This is a genomic window from Deltaproteobacteria bacterium (assembly GCA_019308925.1).
Classification (GTDB): Bacteria; Desulfobacterota; B13-G15; order B13-G15; family RBG-16-54-18; genus JAFDHG01.
The window spans coordinates 1-20,580 of the sequence record JAFDHG010000013.1 but is presented as its reverse complement, the minus strand read 5'-3'; the positions used below and the strand labels follow the sequence as shown (position 1 = coordinate 20,580).

General features: G+C 45.4%; 22 protein-coding genes. 7 read left to right on the top strand and 15 right to left on the bottom strand.

The features are described 5' to 3' along the window. The first annotated feature begins 20 nt into the window (after positions 1-20). Positions 21-812 carry a helix-turn-helix domain-containing protein gene (locus tag JRI46_03385; protein MBW2038625.1) on the top strand — a complete coding sequence of 264 codons (792 nt, stop codon included), beginning with the start codon at positions 21-23 and terminating at the stop codon, positions 810-812. A gap of 14 nt (positions 813-826) precedes the next feature. Here the strand turns inward: JRI46_03385 and JRI46_03380 are convergent, their stop codons facing one another. After that, positions 827-1,093 (bottom strand): hypothetical protein, encoded by a 267-nt coding sequence (locus tag JRI46_03380; GenBank protein ID MBW2038624.1) that lies wholly within the window; start codon positions 1,091-1,093, stop codon positions 827-829. A gap of 131 nt (positions 1,094-1,224) precedes the next feature. Between JRI46_03380 and JRI46_03375 the strand changes: the two genes are divergently transcribed. From JRI46_03375 to sppA, 6 genes are read left to right on the top strand one after another with little or no spacing between them, the layout of a single operon-like run. Further along, positions 1,225-3,840 carry a CBS domain-containing protein gene (locus JRI46_03375; GenBank protein MBW2038623.1) on the top strand — a complete coding sequence of 872 codons (2,616 nt, stop codon included), beginning with the start codon at positions 1,225-1,227 and terminating at the stop codon, positions 3,838-3,840. A gap of 38 nt (positions 3,841-3,878) precedes the next feature. Beyond that, positions 3,879-4,532 carry a site-2 protease family protein gene (locus tag JRI46_03370; protein MBW2038622.1) on the top strand — a complete coding sequence of 218 codons (654 nt, stop codon included), beginning with the start codon at positions 3,879-3,881 and terminating at the stop codon, positions 4,530-4,532. A 13-nt stretch (positions 4,533-4,545) separates the two neighbouring features. Beyond that, positions 4,546-5,529, top strand: coding sequence for a tryptophan--tRNA ligase (trpS, locus tag JRI46_03365; GenBank protein MBW2038621.1), 984 nt, complete (start codon positions 4,546-4,548; stop codon positions 5,527-5,529). 2 nt (positions 5,530-5,531) lie between these two features. Beyond that, positions 5,532-6,242 (top strand): segregation/condensation protein A, encoded by a 711-nt coding sequence (locus JRI46_03360; protein MBW2038620.1) that lies wholly within the window; start codon positions 5,532-5,534, stop codon positions 6,240-6,242. A gap of 9 nt (positions 6,243-6,251) precedes the next feature. Next, the gene (locus tag JRI46_03355) at positions 6,252-6,944 is read left to right on the top strand and encodes a hypothetical protein (protein ID MBW2038619.1); all 693 of its coding nucleotides are present in this window, start codon (positions 6,252-6,254) and stop codon (positions 6,942-6,944) included. Next, a complete protein-coding gene (gene sppA, locus JRI46_03350; GenBank protein ID MBW2038618.1) occupies positions 6,941-7,828 on the top strand; it encodes a signal peptide peptidase SppA in 888 nt (295 codons plus the stop codon). The genes JRI46_03355 and sppA overlap by 4 nt, the downstream gene beginning before the upstream one ends. A 1-nt stretch (position 7,829) precedes the next feature. On the opposite strand, the gene JRI46_03345 is transcribed toward sppA, so the two are convergent. The 14 genes from JRI46_03345 to JRI46_03280 form a co-directional block, all read right to left on the bottom strand. Beyond that, entirely contained in the window at positions 7,830-8,681 is an 852-nt protein-coding gene (locus JRI46_03345; GenBank protein MBW2038617.1) for a tRNA (adenine-N1)-methyltransferase, read from the bottom strand. Between the two features lie 66 nt (positions 8,682-8,747). Beyond that, positions 8,748-9,122 carry a hypothetical protein gene (locus tag JRI46_03340; GenBank protein ID MBW2038616.1) on the bottom strand — a complete coding sequence of 125 codons (375 nt, stop codon included), beginning with the start codon at positions 9,120-9,122 and terminating at the stop codon, positions 8,748-8,750. After that, entirely contained in the window at positions 9,103-9,894 is a 792-nt protein-coding gene (locus JRI46_03335) for a DUF4065 domain-containing protein (GenBank protein ID MBW2038615.1), read from the bottom strand. Before JRI46_03335 ends, JRI46_03340 begins: the two co-directional genes overlap by 20 nt. A 113-nt stretch (positions 9,895-10,007) precedes the next feature. After that, on the bottom strand, positions 10,008-11,132 hold the full coding sequence (locus JRI46_03330; GenBank protein ID MBW2038614.1) for a macro domain-containing protein: 1,125 nt from the start codon (positions 11,130-11,132) through the stop codon (positions 10,008-10,010). A gap of 10 nt (positions 11,133-11,142) precedes the next feature. Next, the gene (locus tag JRI46_03325) at positions 11,143-11,733 is read right to left on the bottom strand and encodes a DUF4433 domain-containing protein (GenBank protein ID MBW2038613.1); all 591 of its coding nucleotides are present in this window, start codon (positions 11,731-11,733) and stop codon (positions 11,143-11,145) included. Continuing rightward, positions 11,730-12,131 (bottom strand): nucleotidyltransferase domain-containing protein, encoded by a 402-nt coding sequence (locus JRI46_03320; protein ID MBW2038612.1) that lies wholly within the window; start codon positions 12,129-12,131, stop codon positions 11,730-11,732. The genes JRI46_03325 and JRI46_03320 overlap by 4 nt, the downstream gene beginning before the upstream one ends. A gap of 326 nt (positions 12,132-12,457) precedes the next feature. After that, positions 12,458-12,691: a DUF2283 domain-containing protein gene (locus JRI46_03315; protein ID MBW2038611.1), complete on the bottom strand. Its 234-nt coding sequence runs from the start codon at positions 12,689-12,691 to the stop codon at positions 12,458-12,460. 280 nt (positions 12,692-12,971) lie between these two features. Beyond that, positions 12,972-15,050, bottom strand: a complete 2,079-nt coding sequence (gene tcmP / locus JRI46_03310) for a three-Cys-motif partner protein TcmP (protein MBW2038610.1) — start codon at positions 15,048-15,050, stop codon at positions 12,972-12,974. A gap of 32 nt (positions 15,051-15,082) precedes the next feature. Further along, on the bottom strand, positions 15,083-19,174 hold the full coding sequence (locus JRI46_03305; GenBank protein ID MBW2038609.1) for an Eco57I restriction-modification methylase domain-containing protein: 4,092 nt from the start codon (positions 19,172-19,174) through the stop codon (positions 15,083-15,085). Further along, the gene (locus JRI46_03300; protein MBW2038608.1) at positions 19,171-19,326 is read right to left on the bottom strand and encodes a hypothetical protein; all 156 of its coding nucleotides are present in this window, start codon (positions 19,324-19,326) and stop codon (positions 19,171-19,173) included. The genes JRI46_03305 and JRI46_03300 overlap by 4 nt, the downstream gene beginning before the upstream one ends. A gap of 23 nt (positions 19,327-19,349) precedes the next feature. Further along, a complete protein-coding gene (locus tag JRI46_03295; protein ID MBW2038607.1) occupies positions 19,350-19,640 on the bottom strand; it encodes a hypothetical protein in 291 nt (96 codons plus the stop codon). Positions 19,641-19,679: 39 nt separating this feature from the next. After that, positions 19,680-19,847 carry a hypothetical protein gene (locus JRI46_03290; GenBank protein MBW2038606.1) on the bottom strand — a complete coding sequence of 56 codons (168 nt, stop codon included), beginning with the start codon at positions 19,845-19,847 and terminating at the stop codon, positions 19,680-19,682. Next, complete coding sequence (locus JRI46_03285) at positions 19,840-20,229, bottom strand: HEPN domain-containing protein (protein ID MBW2038605.1); 390 nt, start codon at positions 20,227-20,229, stop codon at positions 19,840-19,842. Before JRI46_03285 ends, JRI46_03290 begins: the two co-directional genes overlap by 8 nt. Then, the gene (locus JRI46_03280) at positions 20,226-20,546 is read right to left on the bottom strand and encodes a nucleotidyltransferase domain-containing protein (protein ID MBW2038604.1); all 321 of its coding nucleotides are present in this window, start codon (positions 20,544-20,546) and stop codon (positions 20,226-20,228) included. The genes JRI46_03285 and JRI46_03280 overlap by 4 nt, the downstream gene beginning before the upstream one ends. Between the last annotated feature and the right edge of the window lie 34 nt (positions 20,547-20,580).

Below are 20,580 nucleotides of genomic sequence, written 5' to 3'. Positions count from 1 at the left end.
GTCATAGGGCGCTATATGGTATGGTGAAGGTGGAGATGGAAAGTTTTGGTGCCTATCTAAGAAAAGAGCGAGAGGCAAGAAAGGCCTCGTTAGAGGAGATCTGCCGGGCCACTAAGATTCGTCGCACCATCTTGGAGGCCATTGAAGAGGATCAACGAGAGGTTCTGCCTCCAGAGGTCTTTGTGAAGGGTTTCATAGAGGCCTACGCCAGATATATTGGGTTGGACCCCGAAGAGGTCCTGTTCAGATATAAAGAGTGGCAAAAGGAATACCCGACCAAGGGGACAGAAGAGCCCTTCCTCGAAAGGGAGAAGGAAGTACCCAAAAAGTACATTGTTGCTGGGGCCATCCTCTTGATGATCATAATAGTCCTTTTCCTCTTACTGATTGGACAAGGCCCCAGGGAGCGAGTAGAGGAGGCATCCATCAAAGGGACCTACACAGAGCAGGAGGTTACATCTCCCCCTGGCAATTTGCAGGCCCCTTCCCTCACTCCTTCGGCGGAGGAATCAACGCCTCTGCCTAAAGGTGGTGCGCAGGAGAAAGAGGAGGCCTTGCCTGGACGAGAACATGTCCTTGTCATCGAGGCCTCGGAGAGGACATGGGTAGAGATAAAGGAGGGGTCATCCCCCCCCTTTGATGTCACCCTTTCTCCAGGGGACAGGTACACCCGTAGGGGGCCTCACTGTTTTGAACTCTTGATAGGAAACGCAGGTGGCGTAAAGGTGATCTTTGATGGCAGGGAGTTTGGGCTCTTAGGGGAGGTGGGACAGGTGGTCAAGCTCACCCTTCCCCCTGGGAAGGAGGGATGATTAGTTTTTGTTCCTCAATGTCGGATGCGGAGGGAGATTACTTCTTCTTTTCCATCTATCTCTATTTCCTTGCTTCCACACCATGCACAACTTACCATCGCGAAGGCCAAATCGTCCTCCATCAGTTCGATATCTTCTAAACTATGGAAGCTTTCATCCTCAGGTTCCCCTATGATTTCTACCAGCTCTTCTTTTTCATTGAGCTCTACTTCCAGGACCTTCTGAATGGAGCACCACACGTTAAAAGCAGAGGTATTACCGCACCTGAGGCATCTGGCCATCTATGCCCTCCTTACCCCTTTAATAAAGAATAACTTCTATCATATAAGGGGTCATAGTGCAAGATAATCATTACGCCCATTTTTTACAATACCGCATTGTCTAGGTTATAAAAAATTTGGGGGATATCTTGGTGGATGTCATCATCACCCATATCAATGCGGATTTTGACGCCTTGGCCTCCATGTTGGCGGCCCAAAAGCTCTACCCTGAGGCCAAGTTGGTATTCCCCGGGTCTCAGGAAAAGGGTTTGCGGGACTTCTTTGTCCGCTCTAGCTTCTATATCCTGGAAGCGGATAGGGTGAAGGACATAGAACTGGAAGATATCAGAAGGCTTATCATGGTGGATACGAGGCAGAGGTCCCGCATAGGGAAATTTGTCGAGATTGTGGACAAACCCGGTTTGGAGATACATATCTACGACCACCATCCCCCTTCAACAGACGATGTGAGGGGGACTCTGGAGGTCATAGAGGAGACAGGGGCCACCATTACCATTCTCCTCAGGATATTGAGGCAGAAGGGGATCAGAATCACCCCTGATGAGGCGACCATCATGATGTTGGGGATCTACGAGGATACAGGATCTCTCACCTTTAGCTCCACCACTAAAGAAGACTTTTACGCTGCTGCCTATCTCCTCACGAAAGGGGCGAGCCTCAACAGCATCTCCGATATGATCACTAGGGAGTTGACCGCCGAGCAGGTCTTTCTGCTCAATGACCTCATCCGTTCGGCAGAGCGATATAATATCCGGGGGGTGGAGGTGGTGGTAACTACCGGCTCGTCCGATAGGTATATTGGAGACGTGGCGGTCCTGGTCCATAAGCTGAAGGACATGGAGAACCTCAATGTCGTCTTCGCCTTGATCAGGATGGAGGATCGAACCTATCTCATCGGCAGGAGCAGGGTGGAGGAGGTGAATGTGGCCGAGGTGGCCGTAGAGTTCGGTGGGGGCGGACATCCCACTGCAGCCTCAGCCACCATCAGGGATTTGACCCTGGTACAGGCCAAAGAAAGACTGTTGGGGATCTTACATGAGGTGGTCAAACCTAAGATAAGGGCCAAGGATATCATGATCCATCCCCTCAAGACCATCCAGGAGGGAGACACCCTAGAAGAGGCCCATGGGATATTGAGCAAGTATTATAATATCAACGTGTTGCCTGTCTTAATGGGGGAGAACTTGGTGGGTCTGATCTCGCGGCCAACCGTGGAGAAGGCCACCCTCCATGGCCTGGGGGGCCTTTCGGTAAGGGAATATATGACAACCGATTTTTCTGTTGTGGGGCCTGGGACCCCTTTGCGAGAGGTGCAGGGTTACATCGTGGGGGAGAATCAGAGGTTTCTGCCGGTGGTAGAGGGGGGGAGGTTGATCGGGGGGATCACCAGGACGGACCTCTTGCGGGCCCTGCACGATGCCCTTACCCCTTCTCCTCTGGGTCCCATCTATGCGAGGAAAAAGGTGCTCACCAAGCTCATGGATGAGAGACTGCCCCTCCAGGTCATCTCTCTGCTGCGTGCATTAGGTCAGGTGGGGGAGGAGTTAGGGTATAAGGTATATGCCGTGGGAGGCTTTGTCAGGGATCTGATCTTGAGGAAGGAGAACTACGATATCGATGTGGTGGTGGAGGAGGATGGTATCCGCTTTGCCCAGGTCTTCGGTGCCAAAAGTGGATGCCGAGTGAAGGTACACAAAAGGATGAAGACCGCCACCATCCTCTTCTCCAATGGATATAAGATCGATGTGGCCACGGCGAGGATGGAATACTATGAACGCCCGGCCGCCCTTCCGACTGTAGAGCTCAGTTCCATAAAGATGGACCTCTTCCGCCGGGACTTTACCATAAATACCTTGGCCATCGAGCTGAGACCAGGTGCCTTTGGCCATCTCCTCGACTTCTTTGGGGGCCAGAGGGATCTGAAGGAGGGGGTGGTTAGGGTCCTGCACAACCTCAGTTTCGTGGAGGATCCATCACGCATCTTTCGGGCCATCCGTTTTGAACAGAGGTTTGGCTTTCAAATCGGGAAGCATACCCAGAACCTGATCAAAAACGCCATCTCCATGGGTTTTTTGGAGAGGTTGAGCGGGGCGAGGCTCTTCTCGGAGCTGGAGCTGATCCTGCGAGAGGAAAATCCCCTTCCCATACTGGAGAGGATGGCGGAGTTCGATCTCCTCAAATTCATCCATCCTTGTTTGGATTATAACTCTCAGACCAAGGCCCTGCTGGCCAGGATATATGAGGTGATCAGCTGGTTTGATCTCCTCTTTTTAGGGGGGGGCTATTTGAAATGGATGGTCTATCTCTTCGGTTTGGCCGATCAGTTGCAGCCGGAAGGGTTGGAAGAGATGGCCCAGAGGCTCTCCCTTTCCCCACGGTACAGAAAGAGATTGATAGAGGGGAGAAGGGAAGGGTTCACCATACTGCAAAAGGCCCGCAAAAGGCGGATGAGGCCCAAGGAGATATATGCCCTTTTTAAGCCCATTTCCATCGAGGTCCTTCTCTATTTGATGGCCAAGACAGATGAGAAGGAGGTAAAGAAGTCGGTCTCCCTCTTCTTCACCAAGCTCAAAGATATGAAGGTGATTCTGCGGGGGAAGGATCTGCAGGAGTTGGGTATCCAACCAGGTCCTATCTACCGTGAGATCCTTGATTCCCTCCTCCTGGCCCGCCTCGAAGACAAGGTCAAGACCAAAGAAGATGAAGTAAGGTATGTTCGCGCCAATTACCTGGCTGAGCGAGTTTGACTTTATTGTTTCGCTCTGATAATTTAGGGGAAAATTTTATCCCTGAGGCGGACGTGGGTTCAACCATTCAACAAATCTCCATCTTAGTCCTTCCCATCCTATTGGCTGTGACCTTACATGAGGTCGCCCATGGGTGGGTGGCCGACCGGTTGGGGGATCCGACGCCGCGGTTGGCAGGCAGGCTTACCCTCAACCCCATCAAACACCTCGATCTGGTGGGGACCTTGGTCTTCTTTTTCACCAGGATGATCGGTTGGGCCAAGCCGGTGCCGGTAAACCCCTTAAATTTCAAGGACCCCCGCAGAGATATGATGTGGGTGGCCTTGGCTGGTCCGGTGACCAATGTCCTGCTGGCAGGGGTCTTCGCCATCGCCTTCCGGTTCCTGCTCCAGCTTTCCCTTCCCAACTTTCCTCTGCTCCTCAAGATATTTGTTCCCATCCTGCTCATGTTAAAGGTGGGCGTGGTGATCAACCTGGGGCTGGCCATCTTCAATATCATCCCCATCCCTCCCCTTGATGGAGGTAGGGTCCTGGCTGGGCTTCTTCCCCCGGAGAAGGCAGAGACCTTTGCTAAGGTAGAGCCCTATGGGTTCTTGATCCTCATCTTTTTGATCATCACCCAGGTGGTCAATTTCGTTGTCTTCCCTGTCATAATGTTCGGCGTGCAACTCTTTTTGGGACCACATATTTAGGGAGGAATATGATATGGAGAAGAGGCGGGTAGTAAGCGGCATGCGTCCCACCGGCAAGACCCACTTGGGGCATATTCACGGCATCCTAGAGAACTGGCGGGGTCTCCAGGACGAGTATGAATGCTTTTATTTCGCTGCGGATTGGCACGCCTTGACCTCTGAATACAAGAATACCTCCGTCATCAACGAGAGTTTGACCGAGATGTTCATCGATTGGTTGAGTGTGGGCCTAGATCCCCAGCGCAGCACCCTCTTTGTCCAGTCGTGGATAAAGGAACATGCAGAGCTCCATCTCCTGCTGTCCATGATCACCCCCCTCGGTTGGTTGGAGCGCAACCCCACATACAAGGAGCAGCAAGAAGAGCTGGGGGACAAAGAGCTGGGGACTTATGGCTTTCTCGGATATCCCGTGCTGCAGGCCGCCGACATCCTCATGTACAAGGGTAATTATGTCCCCGTGGGCAGGGATCAACTCCCCCATTTAGAGATCACCAGGGAGATAGCCCGCAGGTTTAACTATCTATATCGAGAGGTGTTCCCCCTTCCCGAGGCGTTATTAACGGAAGTCCCCAACCTGCTGGGGATCGATGGGAGGAAGATGAGTAAGAGCTACAACAACGCCATCTATATCTCTGACCCTGAAGAGGTCCTGGCGGCCAAGATCGAGCAGATGATCACAGACCCTCAAAGGGGATACAGGAAGGATCCAGGGGACCCAGAGGTGTGCAGCGTCTTCTCCTATCACCGCATCTATACTGATCCCGAGGTTGTCCGGGAGATCGATAGGGATTGTCGTCGGGCTGGAATAGGATGCACCGAGTGCAAAAGAATCTTGGTCAAGAGGGTGAAAGAATATCTGGCCCCTATCCAGGAGAAGAGGGATTACTACCTCACCCATTTAGGTGAGGTAGAGGAGATCATCCGTGAAGGGACCGAAAGGGCGACAGCGGTGGCCCAGAACACCATGACTGAGGCGAGGGAGGCCATGGAGATATAGCCATGGAGCTTTATCAGGTAAAGGTCGATGTTTTTGAGGGACCTTTAGACCTATTGCTTCATCTGATCAAGCAGAATCAATTGGATATATACGACATCCCCATCGCCTTGATCACTGAACAATACTTAGAATATATAAGGATAATGAAGGCCCTCGACCTCAATATCGCGGGGGAATTTTTGTTGATGGCGGCTACCCTTATGTATATAAAGTCTAGGATGCTCCTTCCGTCAACCATCCAAGAAGAAGAGGAAGAGGAGGAAGATCCCCGCACAGAGCTTGTCCATCGCCTTTTGGAGTATAAGAGGTTCAAAGAGGCCGCTTTGTGTCTGTCGCATCAAGAGTTATTGGAGAGGGATGTCTTTGTCAGACCTGCCCAGGAGATCGAGGCCGAGCAAGGGGAGATAGAGGCAGGTCTCTTTCACCTCATCGATGCGCTGCACGATCTGCTACAACGCCGGGAGGTGGAGGAGCTTCATGAAATCACCTTGGAGAGGGTAACCCTGGGGGATAAGATTAGGGAGTTATGGGATAGACTCCAAGGGACAGGTGAGGCTGTACCCTTTTTGTCCCTTTTTACCCCCTTTGCCTCGCGGGAGGAGTTGATCATCACCTTCCTCGCCCTCTTGGAGCTGATCAGAGCGGGGATGTTGCGGGTCTATCAGAAGGGTGCCTTTGGCCCCCTCTGGATAACTCGTACCTTAACGTCGTAAGGGACTGAGATGAAGAGGATTGTCCTGATTGTCCCTTTGGTTTTCTTTCTCTTGGGTGTCTGTGGCTTAGGATGGGGGGAGGAGACCTTTGTGGTCTTGGGCAAGAGCGAAAGGGGAGATGACCTCCCGCACCCTACCCTGGAGATGGCTGTAAAGGATGGGTTAAGGAAGGCAGTAGAGGAGGCTGTGAGGGGTATGATCACGTTCCAGGCCATGGAGGAGCAACATAAGATATTGGTCGAAGGGGTTTATAACAGGGCTGAATCATTTGTCTTGAGCTATAAGGTCCTGGAGGAGACCCCCCTGTCCACCGGATATCAGGCCTTGCTAGAGGTCTTGGTGGATACTAAGGGGATAAAGAAGAGTTTGGAGTCACTGGGGCTTTTGGGAAGGGGGGAGGAAAGGCCCCTTTTGCGGAAGGTCAAATTGGTGGTGGCGGGGATCAAGAGTTATCGGGTTTATCTAAAGGTGGAGGAATTCCTCAAAGAGGATGTAGAGGTTTCGACGTTTGCCCTCACCGAGATCGAACCCACCAAGTTCACCTGGGGGTTGGTCCTGAAAGGTGAGACGGGCAGGTTGGCCGACAAAATCCTTCACCAGGAATTCGGCGGCCTCAAGGTCAAGGTTATAACCTTAACCCCTGAGGAGCTGGAAATAGAGTTATCAACGCAAGGTCCTTCCAAACAAGGGGGAGGTGGATGATGAAGAAACACCCGGTCTTGATAGGGCTCATCATCATTGGGGTGATCTTGGTGGTCTTTGTGGGGTCTATCCTCCTGTTGACCTATATGTTTAGGAGGGAGGCCCCCTCCTTCGTCCTCGGGGATAAGGTAGGGGTGGTGGAAATCACCGGGGTCATCTCCAATTCCAGGGAGGTCATCCGGGGGGTCAAGTCCTTTACAGAAGATGGTGGAGTAAAGGCGATCGTTTTGCGCATTGACTCCCCTGGCGGGGGGGTAGGGGCGTCCCAGGAGATCTATCGGGAAGTGGTCAAGGCCAGGAGGGTGAAGAAGGTGGTGGCCTCTCTGGGGGGGGTGGCGGCATCAGGGGGGTACTATGTGGCCTGTGGGGCCGACAAGATCGTGGCCAATCCGGGCACCATCACCGGGAGTATTGGGGTGGTGATGCAGTTTTCTAATATAGAAGAACTCCTGAAAAAGATCGGTTATAAGGGGTACGTGGTAAAGAGCGGCCCTCACAAGGATATCGGTTCGCCCTTCAGGGAGATGACTCCGGAGGAGGAGGCCTTACTCCAGGAGGTGATCGACACTGTGCACCGCCAGTTTATCAAGGCGGTGGCCGAGGGGAGAAGGCTCCCCATCGAAAAGGTAGCCGCCATCGCCGACGGGAGGATCTTCTCCGGGGAACAGGCCTTGGCCTTAGGGCTGGTGGACAAACTGGGGAACTTGGAAGATACCATAGAGTTGGCTGCCAAGATGGCAGGGATAAAGGGAAAGCCCCATGTGGTCTATGCCCGAAAGAGGAGGCCGTCGGTGCTTGATTACTTTATAAAGGAGATCACTCAACGCCTCAGGGAGGAGGTGCAGGACACCCACCCCCACTTAAATTATATTTGGCATAAGTGATTTAAGGGGTTTCCCCCCTCCTGGCCAAGGTTATAAAGCCTGTATGGGCCACCATTCGGTGAAAGGGACGCACACTGAGCCCCTCTATATTCCAGTTCCTGACCAGGGACTCAAAGACCTGGATGGAGGTGAACCTCTTTTCCTCCCGCAGGGCATCCACCAGGGATTTGACCTGGATGATGGTGGGCAGATAGCCCAGGAACACCCCCCCAGGACGCAGGCTCACAGCTACATCGTTTATTACCCGCCAGGGCTCGGGGATGTCCAAGATGATCCTGTCCAGCCCCTCCTCCTCTATCCCCTCATATATATCCCTCAATTTCACCTCTAGGTTAGGGGGATCCTCCAAGAGGAGGTTGATGTTCTTTTTTGCCCGCTGGATGAACTCATCCCGTACCTCATAGGAGATGACCTTCCCCTCAGTTCCCACACCTCGTAGCAGCGCCAGGGTCAGGGCACCAGAGCCTATCCCGGCCTCGAGCACAATGCATCCAGGGTAGATATCGGCATAGACTAAGATCAGGGCCAGGTCCTTGGGGTAGATGATCTGGGTGTCCCTCTTCATATGCATGATGAACTGATAGAGGGTCGGCCTGAAGACGAGAAATGGTTCCCCCTTGGAGCTGCGCACCACTGCGCCCTCGGTTTTGCCGATGATCTCGTTGTGGAGGATCTTTCCTTTGTAGAGGTTAATATGCCCCTTTTGCCTCATCTTGAAGAAGAACTCCTTCTCATCCGCTGGATCCAGGAGTATGATGCACTCCCCTTCAGTGATGGGTTTGGTCATCTCCGTCTCCCTGCGCCCCCGAGGCCATGGTTTATGGACAAATTCAGCAAATTTGGCTTCTTCCATTTTTTCTATTTATTTTTTCGTTTTTCGACCCCTCTACATTTCGCATTAAATGATCTTTTAACGTCCCTACCTTCTGTAATGTTTCGATATTCTATCTCTGTCTTCACTTTGCTTATCCCCTTTGTAATAAATCTCGATTAGCTCAATTCTATCCGCATCCTCAAAATAAGCATAGATTACTCTAATACCCGACTGAACCCCTTTACTTTTTAGAGACCTACAGGCAAACTTCTTTGCCTTGTATATCTTTGGGTATTCTACCCCTAAGCCGGTTAGTGGGAATATGCCTTTATTATCTATCTTTAGCTTATGATAGAGGTTCAATTGCTTTTCTATAAAGATTATAAAATCCTCTTCCAGGGTTTTAAATCTCTTTAAAAGCCTCTTAAAATCCTTATTAAACTCGGGTAGACGGGAAATTTCATTGAATATCTTCACTATATTCTCTTAGCGAATAAGCTGAGGTTCTATAGAAAACAGACTCGTATTCAATGATCCCTTGGTCTTCTGTTGTAAGCCAGGGGACATCGTTATGGGAGTATTCGCTTATTTGAGAGGCGTTCATATCAGAGAGCCTGTTCAGGACATCATCAATAACTTCGATTTCGTTTGCCTTTAGTTTGGAAAGGTCTCCTTTTCTTAAGGGTAAATATTTTGTTTGGGGATATTCGAAATAGGTACTTTTGACCTTCATGATTTCTCTATCTCCAATCATTTTGTCCACTACTCTTTCGAACTCTATTGGCGTTGGCCCATAACGGTTCTTAATGTAAGTTGCACCAATCAACTGCTCTTCATATTTCTCGTAAAAGTCAAAATCAATGAAATAGAGAAGCTTATAGATCACCGTCTCTCCAATGTTAGGCTTTGAGCCGACCTTGTTAAGGATATAGATAATAACTTCCTTGAACTTCTCTAAATTCTTTTGCGGCACATTGATTCTTATTTGAGGTTTTACCTTTTGTTTCTTTTTGGTTTCTCTAAGTATCACCTCAGGCCCCTTTTTCACACCAAGCAGGTGCTCCACGGAGACATCAAATATCTCCGACAGCTTTATTAACTCATCAGCAGATACCTTTCTCTCTCCCATCTCTATTTGAGATATGGTAGGACGTGAAACACCTAACAGTTCCGCAAGCCTCTGTTGGCTAATCCCCCGTTGTTCCCTCAATTTTTTAATCCTGCTTCCAAGTTCTATATAAACCTTACCCATCTCCCCCCCTCCTTTTTCCCTCCAAAACCAAGTATAATCTTAGAAAGATATTCTGTCAAGATAATGTTGGATTATTTTACCAAATCCTTGTGAGGTTATTAAAAGAACTATAGTTATGCCTCAGCAATAATTTCATCCGGTATTGGTAAGCCTGAACTTGGTTTGACTTTCAACCATCTCAAAGCAGCTAGGTTACGAATCGTGTAGGCGACCTCCTTGGCATTAAGTTTTGGGCGACGGCGTTGTTTCCATTGCATTACTTCATGTAAGACTTCTGCTTCGGAGGGTTGGTCATTTATTTTGTTTGATAATATATTGGCAGCAAAAAGGACTGTAGCAACGACCTCAGATTGCCTTGTTTGCATGCGCATGAATAAATCCGCTGTCTTATCAATAATTGATTCCCATTTTACTAAATCATTCACGTAAGCTTTGCGTGCATCCTCAAAAGTTGGCCCAACCTTCACTGCAAACATACGTCCAAGTTGCTCTTCCCGTATTAAGCCATTGTTGACTAATTGGGTAATAACACCCTTTAACTCTGGAGAGAATGGTCCAAAGCTTGATTTTTTGTATTGCAGTCCAGTCGGCAATCCCTCTTGGGTTGCAATGTAGGCAATTTTCTGGAACGTAGTTCTGCCAACAGGCCAATGGTAAGGTTCTTCTTCCACGCGTTTCAGAATTTCCACTAAGGCAACCCATGCAGGTTTAATCCTTTCCGGAGCAAATTCTGGCTCGGTCCTTTTAACATCTGGGGCCTGCTCCAGAAATTCAGGCTGCAACTCTTCATGTGGTGTCCCGTAGGGTGCATAAAGCTCAACAGGGATATCTAATTGATTTAAGTAGCGGTATAGGGTTGGCCCAACTATCTTCCAATCCAATTGACCTTGACCACAACCAAGCGGGGGAACAGCAAGAGACGTAATCCCCCATTCTTTGTAATGCTGAAGCAAATATTTTAAACCCTGTATAATGTCTTCAATGCGCGAAACAGACCTCCAATGTTCCTTAGTTGGAAAGTTCAAAATCCAAGGGGGAATAAGCCTTTTAAACAGATAGGGTTTCCCAAGTTTGACCTCTTTCCGATTGCACCGTTCTACATAATCCCTGAACATATCAGGGAACTGCTCTTTAAATTCTAGTGCAATCCCCTTTCCCATGATTCCAACGCAATTCACAGTATTGACAAGGGTCTGGGCCTTGGATTCTAGAATATCTCCCATCAATACTTTGACCATTTTCCCCTCCTTATGTGAAGAAAAGATATGAATTTATAGTTACAGGAATATCAACTCCCAGTGCTTCAACTGCTGCTTTTGCTTCAGGACACGAGACATAAGCTCCCATAATAAGACTAGGGTCTATACGATCTGGAACCAAAACCTCAGCACATTTTGCTGACTTGCGGCGCATCGCCTCAAACGGGTCAGGATGAGCCCAGTATTCAGCAAATGTCATCTCTTTGTCAACTATGGAAAGCCCCCTTGGAGCAGGAGCGAAACGTACATAGTCACTTGAGGCATTGCTATCGGTTATAATAACCTCTGGCAAGTCAAGAATTTGCGTACTTATACGGAAAATGCAAAGATCAGTATGACGAGATCGGAGAACATAGAGCGTTGGATTTCTGGCATGGATATACAGATTCACATACTCTTGTAATGGACGTCCACCAGGAACAACTTTCTTCTTCCTTCGCTCCTGAATTACCTCCATGGCAACAGAATTATGGTTTATCTCTTTCGACTGCTTGTGAGAAAGGATGCCCCTGGAAATAATCGAAGGAACATTCCTCATGGTGGTGATGTAATGGAGTTCCTGAAGGTCACTTCGGTTCATGGTATCAAAACACCCTCTCTTTCGACATTCCTATGGGTAGGATGGTTAGAGAAAAGTCCGGACACCCACTCCTTTTTATTTAATATGAGGGGATTAATAATAATGTCTTTTTCCAGCTCCATGTCGTAGAGAGCAGTGCATAGCTCATCTTTTAATTCATAGGTGACGTTATCTGCAAGGATAAGGATATCCCAATCTGATTCATGAGCCACCTCTCCTCGGGCCCTGGAACCAAAAAATACGATCTCTGCATTTGGCGTGATCCTTTGCACGGCCTCTTTAATTTCCCGTAAAATAAGTTTCTCTTTATTAGAAATATTGATTTCATCAACGGATTTCATTCCCTTTCCTCCTCCATAAGCTACTTTATTATATATTTCTTTAAATTCCTCCACCAATCCTTCCAGCTCCTTTCGGGGTGACAAAGGCAATGCGGTAAAAATGGTGAGCAACATGAACTGAAAAAAGCCACCGGAAGGAAGGAATGTAGTTCCTTCAAAATTAAGTTGAATTATATAAAACTACTACATTTCCATCCAAGCTACTACATTTTTAGATCCTTTTCAAAATATACCTTGTTCCCCAGCCCTACCCGACCTCCGCATAATGTCACAGATGCCTTTGATGTAGGCGTTCAGAGATTGGGGAGTGGTTATTCTTCGAGCATTTCTAGGCATTAGAGCGCTACTTCTTCCTCCACTACCCTCCGAACAAGGGCTATTCTCTAAATAGGCAGCCTTACTGTTTTACCTGTAGTTTCGTCTGTTAAAACCAAACCACCGTTTTTGTCAATTTCGAGCTGTTCGTTGGCATTGAGCAATTCGATGCCGTAGATCTTTCCATCAGGAGATATGTCAACATTCAATTCATCACTTACCCGAATCGCCTCAACTTCGGTGATTTTCTCCCTCAACCTGATATAGGCGATATTGTAACGTGGGTCATAACTTAGTTTCATGTTCATTACCCTTCTAGGGGGTGAATTTAAATAGCCATCTAAAACTCTCCTCTAAATGCCTTTCTCAAAATAGCCTGCGGTAAGGCATTGATGGTCTCTAACTGTTTTTCAATCCCGGTACGAAGTTTCTCAGCCTGTGCCATTTTTTCTTTGAGTTCGGCGGTGATGGGTCGGGTCGTCTCCGTCTCCCTGCGCCCCCGAGGCCATGGTTTATGGACAAATTCAGAAAATTGGCTTCTTCTTCCATTTTTGTTTTTGGTATATTAACCTCTTTCAGGTTTTACCATATACAATTGCACCTTACTTGCTTCCAGTCCATCTTGAGCTTTTTCCACATAGCCACAGTCTCTTTACAAAGGGCCACTCTTGAGAAATCATGTTGATCCTTTAGATGCCTAATCACCATCTGATACATTTTATAACGAGTCTTAAAGTCTATCTTCTTCCCCCAATTGGAATTTTCTTTGAGATAAACTGTCCATGACTTATCTTTCACCCCATTAATGGTGCTCTGAAGTCCTCGCAAGGACCCCAGGGTTATCCTCTCAGGAACAAAGCTGTCAAAAATGATATCTACAACCGACAGATAGTGCCTATCCCACTCCTCTACAGGGACCATTGGGTCTACCCTAATCCTCACCTCGTAGCCGTGTTCATAAAGTTTGCGTGCAGCTTCTATTCTTGTCATTACTGAAGGAGCCCTTCTTTCCCATCTTTGAGCTACTGGTTCTGCATTTAGGCTGAAGCTTATTATGGCCTGCTGTGGATCTGGAATCTTTAATAGATGCTTTATGTTGGCCGATTTTGTGACAAAAAGGACCTTATGTCTCTTTTGTCTTTGAAAGAGGGAGATTATGAATTTAGAAAAAGGGTAATCACCCCCTTCACCCATAAGGGAATCCGCTATTTCGCCTGTGTTCAGGATCTCAGGTGTCTCCACCTGTTCAAGGAAAGCATCCACATGCAGCTTTACCTTTTCCAGAGGCTTGAAAGTTGGTTTTAATCTTTCTGGGCGAAAGCGAAAAGTCCCTTTAAGGTAACACCAAGCACAATCAAAAGGACAACCGTAGGCCCATTTAAGTTCTAAGAAGTGCGGGCAAACAATGTCAGATGGTCTTTGAGGGTAAGCAGTTTTATCAAACCTCGTTATGATAGATCCATCATTGACTTTTTCTAATAGCTCAACTTTTTCTCCTTCAAGTGTTTTATAGGTTTTATAGTGCGTCCTTAAACGTGAAAGTGTTTTTAATCGAAAGTTGCTATGATTAATCGGGTAAAGACGCGAGTCATCGTTTTGCCTCGCACAATCTGACATAATTTTATTTTCCTTCAATAGTTTCTTAACATTCTTCTTATATTCAGAGGCATTCCATTTCATGAAGTTTGTTTTTATCAGTTCAAACCAGCATTCCTTGCGTGCTATGCCAGGTTTATCTTTGATTATTGTCAGGATCTCTTCTTCAATTTCCTTTTCATGGCAGACAATTTTCTTCCAGTCAAACGCTTCAAATAAAGTTCCTCCCCATTCCATTTCGTGAAGGGTTTCATAGTATGCTGTATACATAATGTCATTCATCAGGAACAAAGCATCTTGATGGCGGGAACAAAAAATAATGTAGTACTTTACGCGGCCATCTGGTTTTTCTCTAACAGGGCAATATCCGGCATAAGGCAAATATCTTTTTAAAAGCCCTACATATTTTTCTACTACTTGACGCTCTTTTTCATTCGCGGAAAGGTTAGACCACATGATACTTTGCCAATAATCACCACCAAGAATTTTGGTTAGCCTTTGATTTAATATATTCGTTTTTATACTCTCCGTTCCTCCGCTCCTAGCCTTATATGTTGCCAGTCTATGCAAAGTGGGCATGCTTATGTTTATAATTATTTCCGTGCTAAACCTTCTATCTCTTCCTAAATAAGGTTCCAGAGAGGGAAATTCCAAACCTTTAAGACCAAAGGGATCCAAATAAACTAAGAAAGTTGCATCCCCAACAACATCTTTTAGCACCTTTAAAAGTTCTTGAGCGTTTCCGTAAAGCGGAATTGCTTTTTCGCTCTGGATATATTTCTTTAAATTTTTTTCCAATTTTACATGGCTGTTTCTATCCTTATTAATGAAAACTGCGAGATATTGGTTAGAAGCATGCTTGTCGGCAATTTCGCAAATGATCAATGGGGATCCTTTGGTGCCGTCCTCAAAAATAGCTGGTCCGGCAAATGCATCCACCAATATTATCTTACGATTAAGTTTTGATACCTTTCGCAAGTAAGGCACCAAATAACCTCCGATAACTCTATCTTTAATCTTAGACCAGGGCCTTTTCCCCTTGAAGAATTCTAATTCGCTTACCATTTTCGTCAATAATCCGGGTTAAAGATTAATTGCTATCGATTTTCCTCCACGATCTTTATCTCCTCTTCCGTCAATCCGTAGAGCTTGTAAACGATCTGGTCTATGAGCCAGTCGGTTTTACGGAGTTTTTCTTTTAAGGGTAAGAGTTTTGTGAGGGATTTTTCGTATTCTGATCTGATATTTTCATAAAGCTCCCTGGATTTGAGATTTGCCTGGATTCTGGTCTTATTTTTCTCCAAAATTTTCCAGAATTGATCAAACGAGAGATGCTCTTCTCCTTTCTGGTAGTCGCCCAAATAGTTTTTAATCTGTGTTTTTCCAGTAAGGGCCTCAATACCTGCATTCCCCTCAGCATCTGATTGAATTTTTAGCTGACTCTCAAGCCATTCAAGGTATCCCTTAGTCTCCTCCTGTTTCTCTTTATTCATTTCAATCATTTGCTCTGCAAGAAATGTCAGAATATCATGGACAACATCTGATTGCTCCCATAAAGCACCTTCAGGAAACTGCCAGTCTTTATTGAGTGGATCTACGTTATGCTTTTTAACAAGTTCCGGATCAGGCTTATGCTCCTTTATCAATCGGGATTCGACAAAGTGGAGGATGGTATTAGAATTTCCTCTCTCAAGAAATTTTTTATAATGTTTTTTTGCTTCGTAAACTAAGCGCTCCCGTTGGTCTTTGCGCGTGACAAATGAGATACGACGAATGGGAAATGCATCCAAGTGTATTTTTTTGAGTTGTGGTGTAGAGTCGCGGTTGGTAACAAGTTTATACCAATAATAGAAAGTTAGAGTCTTTGAGTTCAAAAGGCAAAGCAAATACTTATAATCCTCGCATGTAATCTTATTAAAAAGGAAGTAAGCAGATTGTTCAGGATACCTACCTGTATCATCGTATGCTGATATTATTTCTACGCCTGTCTTGCGAAGAAGGACCTTTGGGCGAGCTCCTAGCTTACATATGTCTTTTGTCCGACCAGTGATATTATTAGATTTGAATTCAAAATAGAAATGATTATCTATCAAATATTTCTGAACATTTTCGCCCTTGATAACTGGAATTTGTTTGACTGATTTTCTGATAGAAGTGATGCTTGCAGATTTGCCACCAAAGCCAGAAGTGGATTCTACCAACTTGTCAAGCAGAGAAATATTTGGACCCTCCAGTTTATGAATAATTTCTATCACCCTTTCACTATCAAAGAATAGGAACTCATTGTCAGGCAGTTCAGCATAGTAAGATTGAGGAATCCTAATACTACCTTTTTGATAGTCCGTAACCTTCACAATCCAATCGGTCGGCATCTTAGGGGCCTTCTCCAAATCATATATTAAAGTGTCAGCTGTTACATCAGGAAAAGCTATTTTGTAGAGTAAGCTTTTAATCTTAGTATCTTGAAGTATTTGCGAACGAAGATACCTTAAGTTTGCATTGAAGCCTAATCGGTCAGGAACTATAAACGAATGTCTTCCTCCTATTTGAACAAGTTTCAAGGCAGTCCCGATAAAATACTCAAATAAGTTTGGCATATAAGTATTGTCTGGGAATGCGATTGATAAATATAGTGCTTCTTGGTCGTCAAAGTTAGCGATTCGGAACTTTCCCTTAAGCGAAGCCCACGGTGGATTCCCCACTACCGCATCAAAGCCAGGGTTCTCCTTTCTTTGGTGTCCTTCAAAGAAGACCTCTGGAAATTCCAGTTCCCAGTGGAAGAATCTCTTTTCGTCAGCAATCTCTTTTGCTTTTTTGAACCAGCGTTCGTGGCTTAATCTTTCCCATTCCTCATCGGTTGCTCTAAGATTCTTTTCAAGCTTGGCATACCAGTTGAAAACCTCATCATTTCCAAAATATACACTTGTCCATACATCGGCCACATCTTGAAATCTGGTGGTTATCTTTCTAAAATCATTATAAAATTTCTCTTTTTCCCTGATCTGCTCTACTGTATCAGAGGGAAGGCCCTCAATCTGGCCAAAGGCCCCAAGGAGAATATTGACTTTTTCCTTGAAGATACTTTCAAAGAGTCCAAGTTGGATAGGCCCAGCTTGTGGTTTTTTCTTTTTCAATTCAGGAAGGCTTGCTAAATTATCTATTCTTGCTCCAATTAGGGAATTCCCACATCTTAAATGATGATCAAGGAAATTAAGGGGTCTGTTCTTTGCTACCGTGTAAAGCCACAAAGAGAGTTTAGCCAACTCCACTGCCAGTGGGTTCAAATCCACTCCGAAAATGCACCTTTCTACTACTTCACGCCTTGCCCACCTTATGTCCTCTTCTTCTGGTTCTTTTAGACCATAAGGCTCCTTAGCTTCCCTGACCACCATTTCCTTTGAGGGTTTCAACAGGGGCTCGCCGCTTAAAACCTTAAGGAGTTCCCTTGCCAGATAATCAGTAGCCTCTACCAGAAAATGACCACTTCCCATTGCAGGATCGAGAATTTTTAATTGAAGAATTCGTTCTAATGGATCATATCCATGAGAAGGTTCTGCGCCATCAAGCATATTTAGAAGGAAACCCCGCTGTTCCTGATTGCCTCTGGTCAGGTTCCATAATTTAAGTAAATTCTCCTTTTCTTCCTCTCCTCTTTCCTTAACTATTTCTTCGAAAATTTCATCAAAATGACGAGTGCTGTTTCTAATCTCTTGGGCTAACTTTGATTCCCTATAAATCCTCTGTACAAGAGGGCCAAGAGTGTTATCAATGATATAGTTGACAATATAGTCAGGGGTGTAGTAGGAACCAGTTGCCTTACGCTCGCCTTTGTCAGTGACTAGATATACCTCACCTTTACTGACAATTTCTTGTTCCTTAATCTTCTTTTTTGCCTTTTTGGCCTCTTCAAGGTGAATAAAGACTTCCTTACCTTTTTCTTTTACGGAAACAAGCTTCTCTTCAGCAATCTTGAGTCTGTATTCCAGAAGGCCCTCATAAATAGAGCCTAAATGACGGATTTCAAGGCTACCATAATCAATATAAGCCCTATCACTGGAACGGGAGAGAAGGTCTACTGCCTTTGCGATATAAAGATCTCCTACCCTATATTTTTCCAGAAATTCGTGTTTATCGGGGTCAAAAAGCCCACCGTTGTATGGAGGCACTCCTAGCTCGGAATTCCCAGTATTTATGATCTCAAATAATTCTTTTATTTTATTCCAGTATCCATGTGTTGAGGTGGCGATGGGTTCGTGTCTATCTAATCTATCTGCTATTTCCTTCTTAAGGGCATCCAGACTGTATGATTCGGTATAAAGTTGGTTTTCTCCTAGTAGAGGGAGGAGTCCGCGATACTCGGCATAGAGGATGAAGAGAAGGCGGTAAAGGAGGATCAGGGAGTTGTCATGAATCTCTTTAAGACGACTTTCTTTTAGGTCATTCTCTGGTGTTTTCAAAAAGCCCTGAGCCAAGGTCTTTAGCGCCTGGTAGACATTTTCTTTAAGTGCTTCACCGACCGCTTCAGCATAGTCAACACTTTCCTTATAGACCTTTTCTAAAAAATAAGGAAAAGCATGCCTTCGGAAGAAGAGATAGAAGTATTTGAAGTCCTCTATAGAGCCATTTTCAATAAGGTTTTCTAAATCTATCTCATAGAAGATATCTAGCCTCTTTGAAGTCTCTCTTTCATAAAGCCTCCAGTACCTTCCATCAGTAAGTATCCCCCATTTAACTTCGGTAAGCCATAAATATCTACTTATTTGGAGGGAGGGATTTTGTGGGTCTTCAGGGTCAACTTTTATTTTCTTATCGAGTGGTCTTTCCCAGCGCTTGGCTTCCCCTATACAAAGAGATTTTTTGAAATATTCTTCCTTAGTTGCTTTCTGGGCATTCTTTAAGTCCTCCATAGAGTGAAACAGGGCATAATCAGGGTGTTTTGACCATTCACCTGATGGTGTCGGAGGCTCTACATCGATTGTCCAGCCTAAGGTTTCAAAAACCTTATCCAAGAAATGTTTTCGGAGTTGGGGTTCATTAAGCGATGAAAGATATTTCTTATCCCATATACACTTAATTTCTTCTATAACTTTTTCTAATTCTGGTAATGAGATCTTGAATTCCTCCTCCCTCGGAAGGAGTTCTTCAAGGTAATAGTTAGAAAAAAGTCCTTTGTTAAGATGGGACTTCACGTTTTAGTCCTCGGTACACTAATAGCAACTGATATAGGTTCTGGGTTCCTCTCAACTACCAAATCCTCTTCCTCAAGCCGATCAAGGGTCTTTTTGGGTTCTGCTTTTAAATCCTCCAATCGTTTCTCAGATCCTCTAATGGCAATAGCCATATCTTCTCCAAGTATAAAAGGGGTCAGACCCCTTTCTGCCCCATTCTTCGTGCTATCTCAAAGGCAGCGGCAACCCTTATGATCTTTACGTCTCCTAGCCCTTTTATCTCAAGGAATTTGTGTAGAGGCTGATTTGCCATTCCTTTAAAAGAGCCGAAATTGGCGAGAATTTCTTCAGCGATCTTTTCCGCAGGCTTGCCCTTGATGCCCGAAGAGATCAGGATGGCGAGGAGTTCGGCATCAGAAAGGCTTTCCGGACCGAGTTCCCTGAGTTTGCCCCCAGGATGTCGCCACTTTTGAGATGATGAATCCATTTTTTAACCTCATAGTTTAATTTTCCCCTGTTTTTCAACTCACCTGTTTATATCTTCTTTATCCTTTTCTCGTAGTCCAAATGCCTCTTTCCCTCTGAAAGAAGGATATAAAATTTTATACCCTAATCCCTCAAAAAGCTGATATACCTTTTCGGAGCTATTCATCTGAGGTATGTGGCTTTCTATAAACTGTTTTACCTTATCCATTAGTAAAACTTTTCAGGTACTCTTTGGTTTCTTCTAAAAATTGTCTTGCCTCATTTACAACCCTTTGGGCTGTTTCTTTTGAAACCTGCTGAAGAAACCTGTAATCTCCAATATTCCTTTGTTCAAATGCGAAGCGAAGCATTTCATAATATTTGTATTCAAAAATACCTGTCTTGATAAAATGCTGATTAAATCCAGATATAACGCCTGAGTGCTTTGAGAACGAGAGACCTTTTGTAAGAAGAACAGCTTCGGCCATATAAAACATTGAATAATATGCCCTTGAGACCGCAAAATCAAAATCATTTTCTGCAAAAAGACCTAAAGCCACTTTAAGGCTTCTTTCTGCCTTCTGGATAATCCCTTTAATTTCATTTTTCACAACGAAACTCCTTCCTTTCGAATATTAAGATATAAAGGTTCGAGCCTTGAATTGTAATCATCCTGAATAGCCAGGGTAGAACTTATAATTACTCTATCATCATACTTTCTTTCTATTTCACGCTGAATTCGGAAGATTTTATTGAATTCATCCTCATAGCTTGTAATATTGCCTAATAAGACAAGAATATCTATATCAGATTCTTCGGTAAAATCTCCTCTTACCCTTGAACCAAAGAGAATAATATCTTTAAGATTATCTTCATAGACCATCTCTAGCCGACGCTTAAATTCTTGCAAGACATCGCTGATATTCACTGTCCACCTCCATTACGAAATAAAATCTATACAG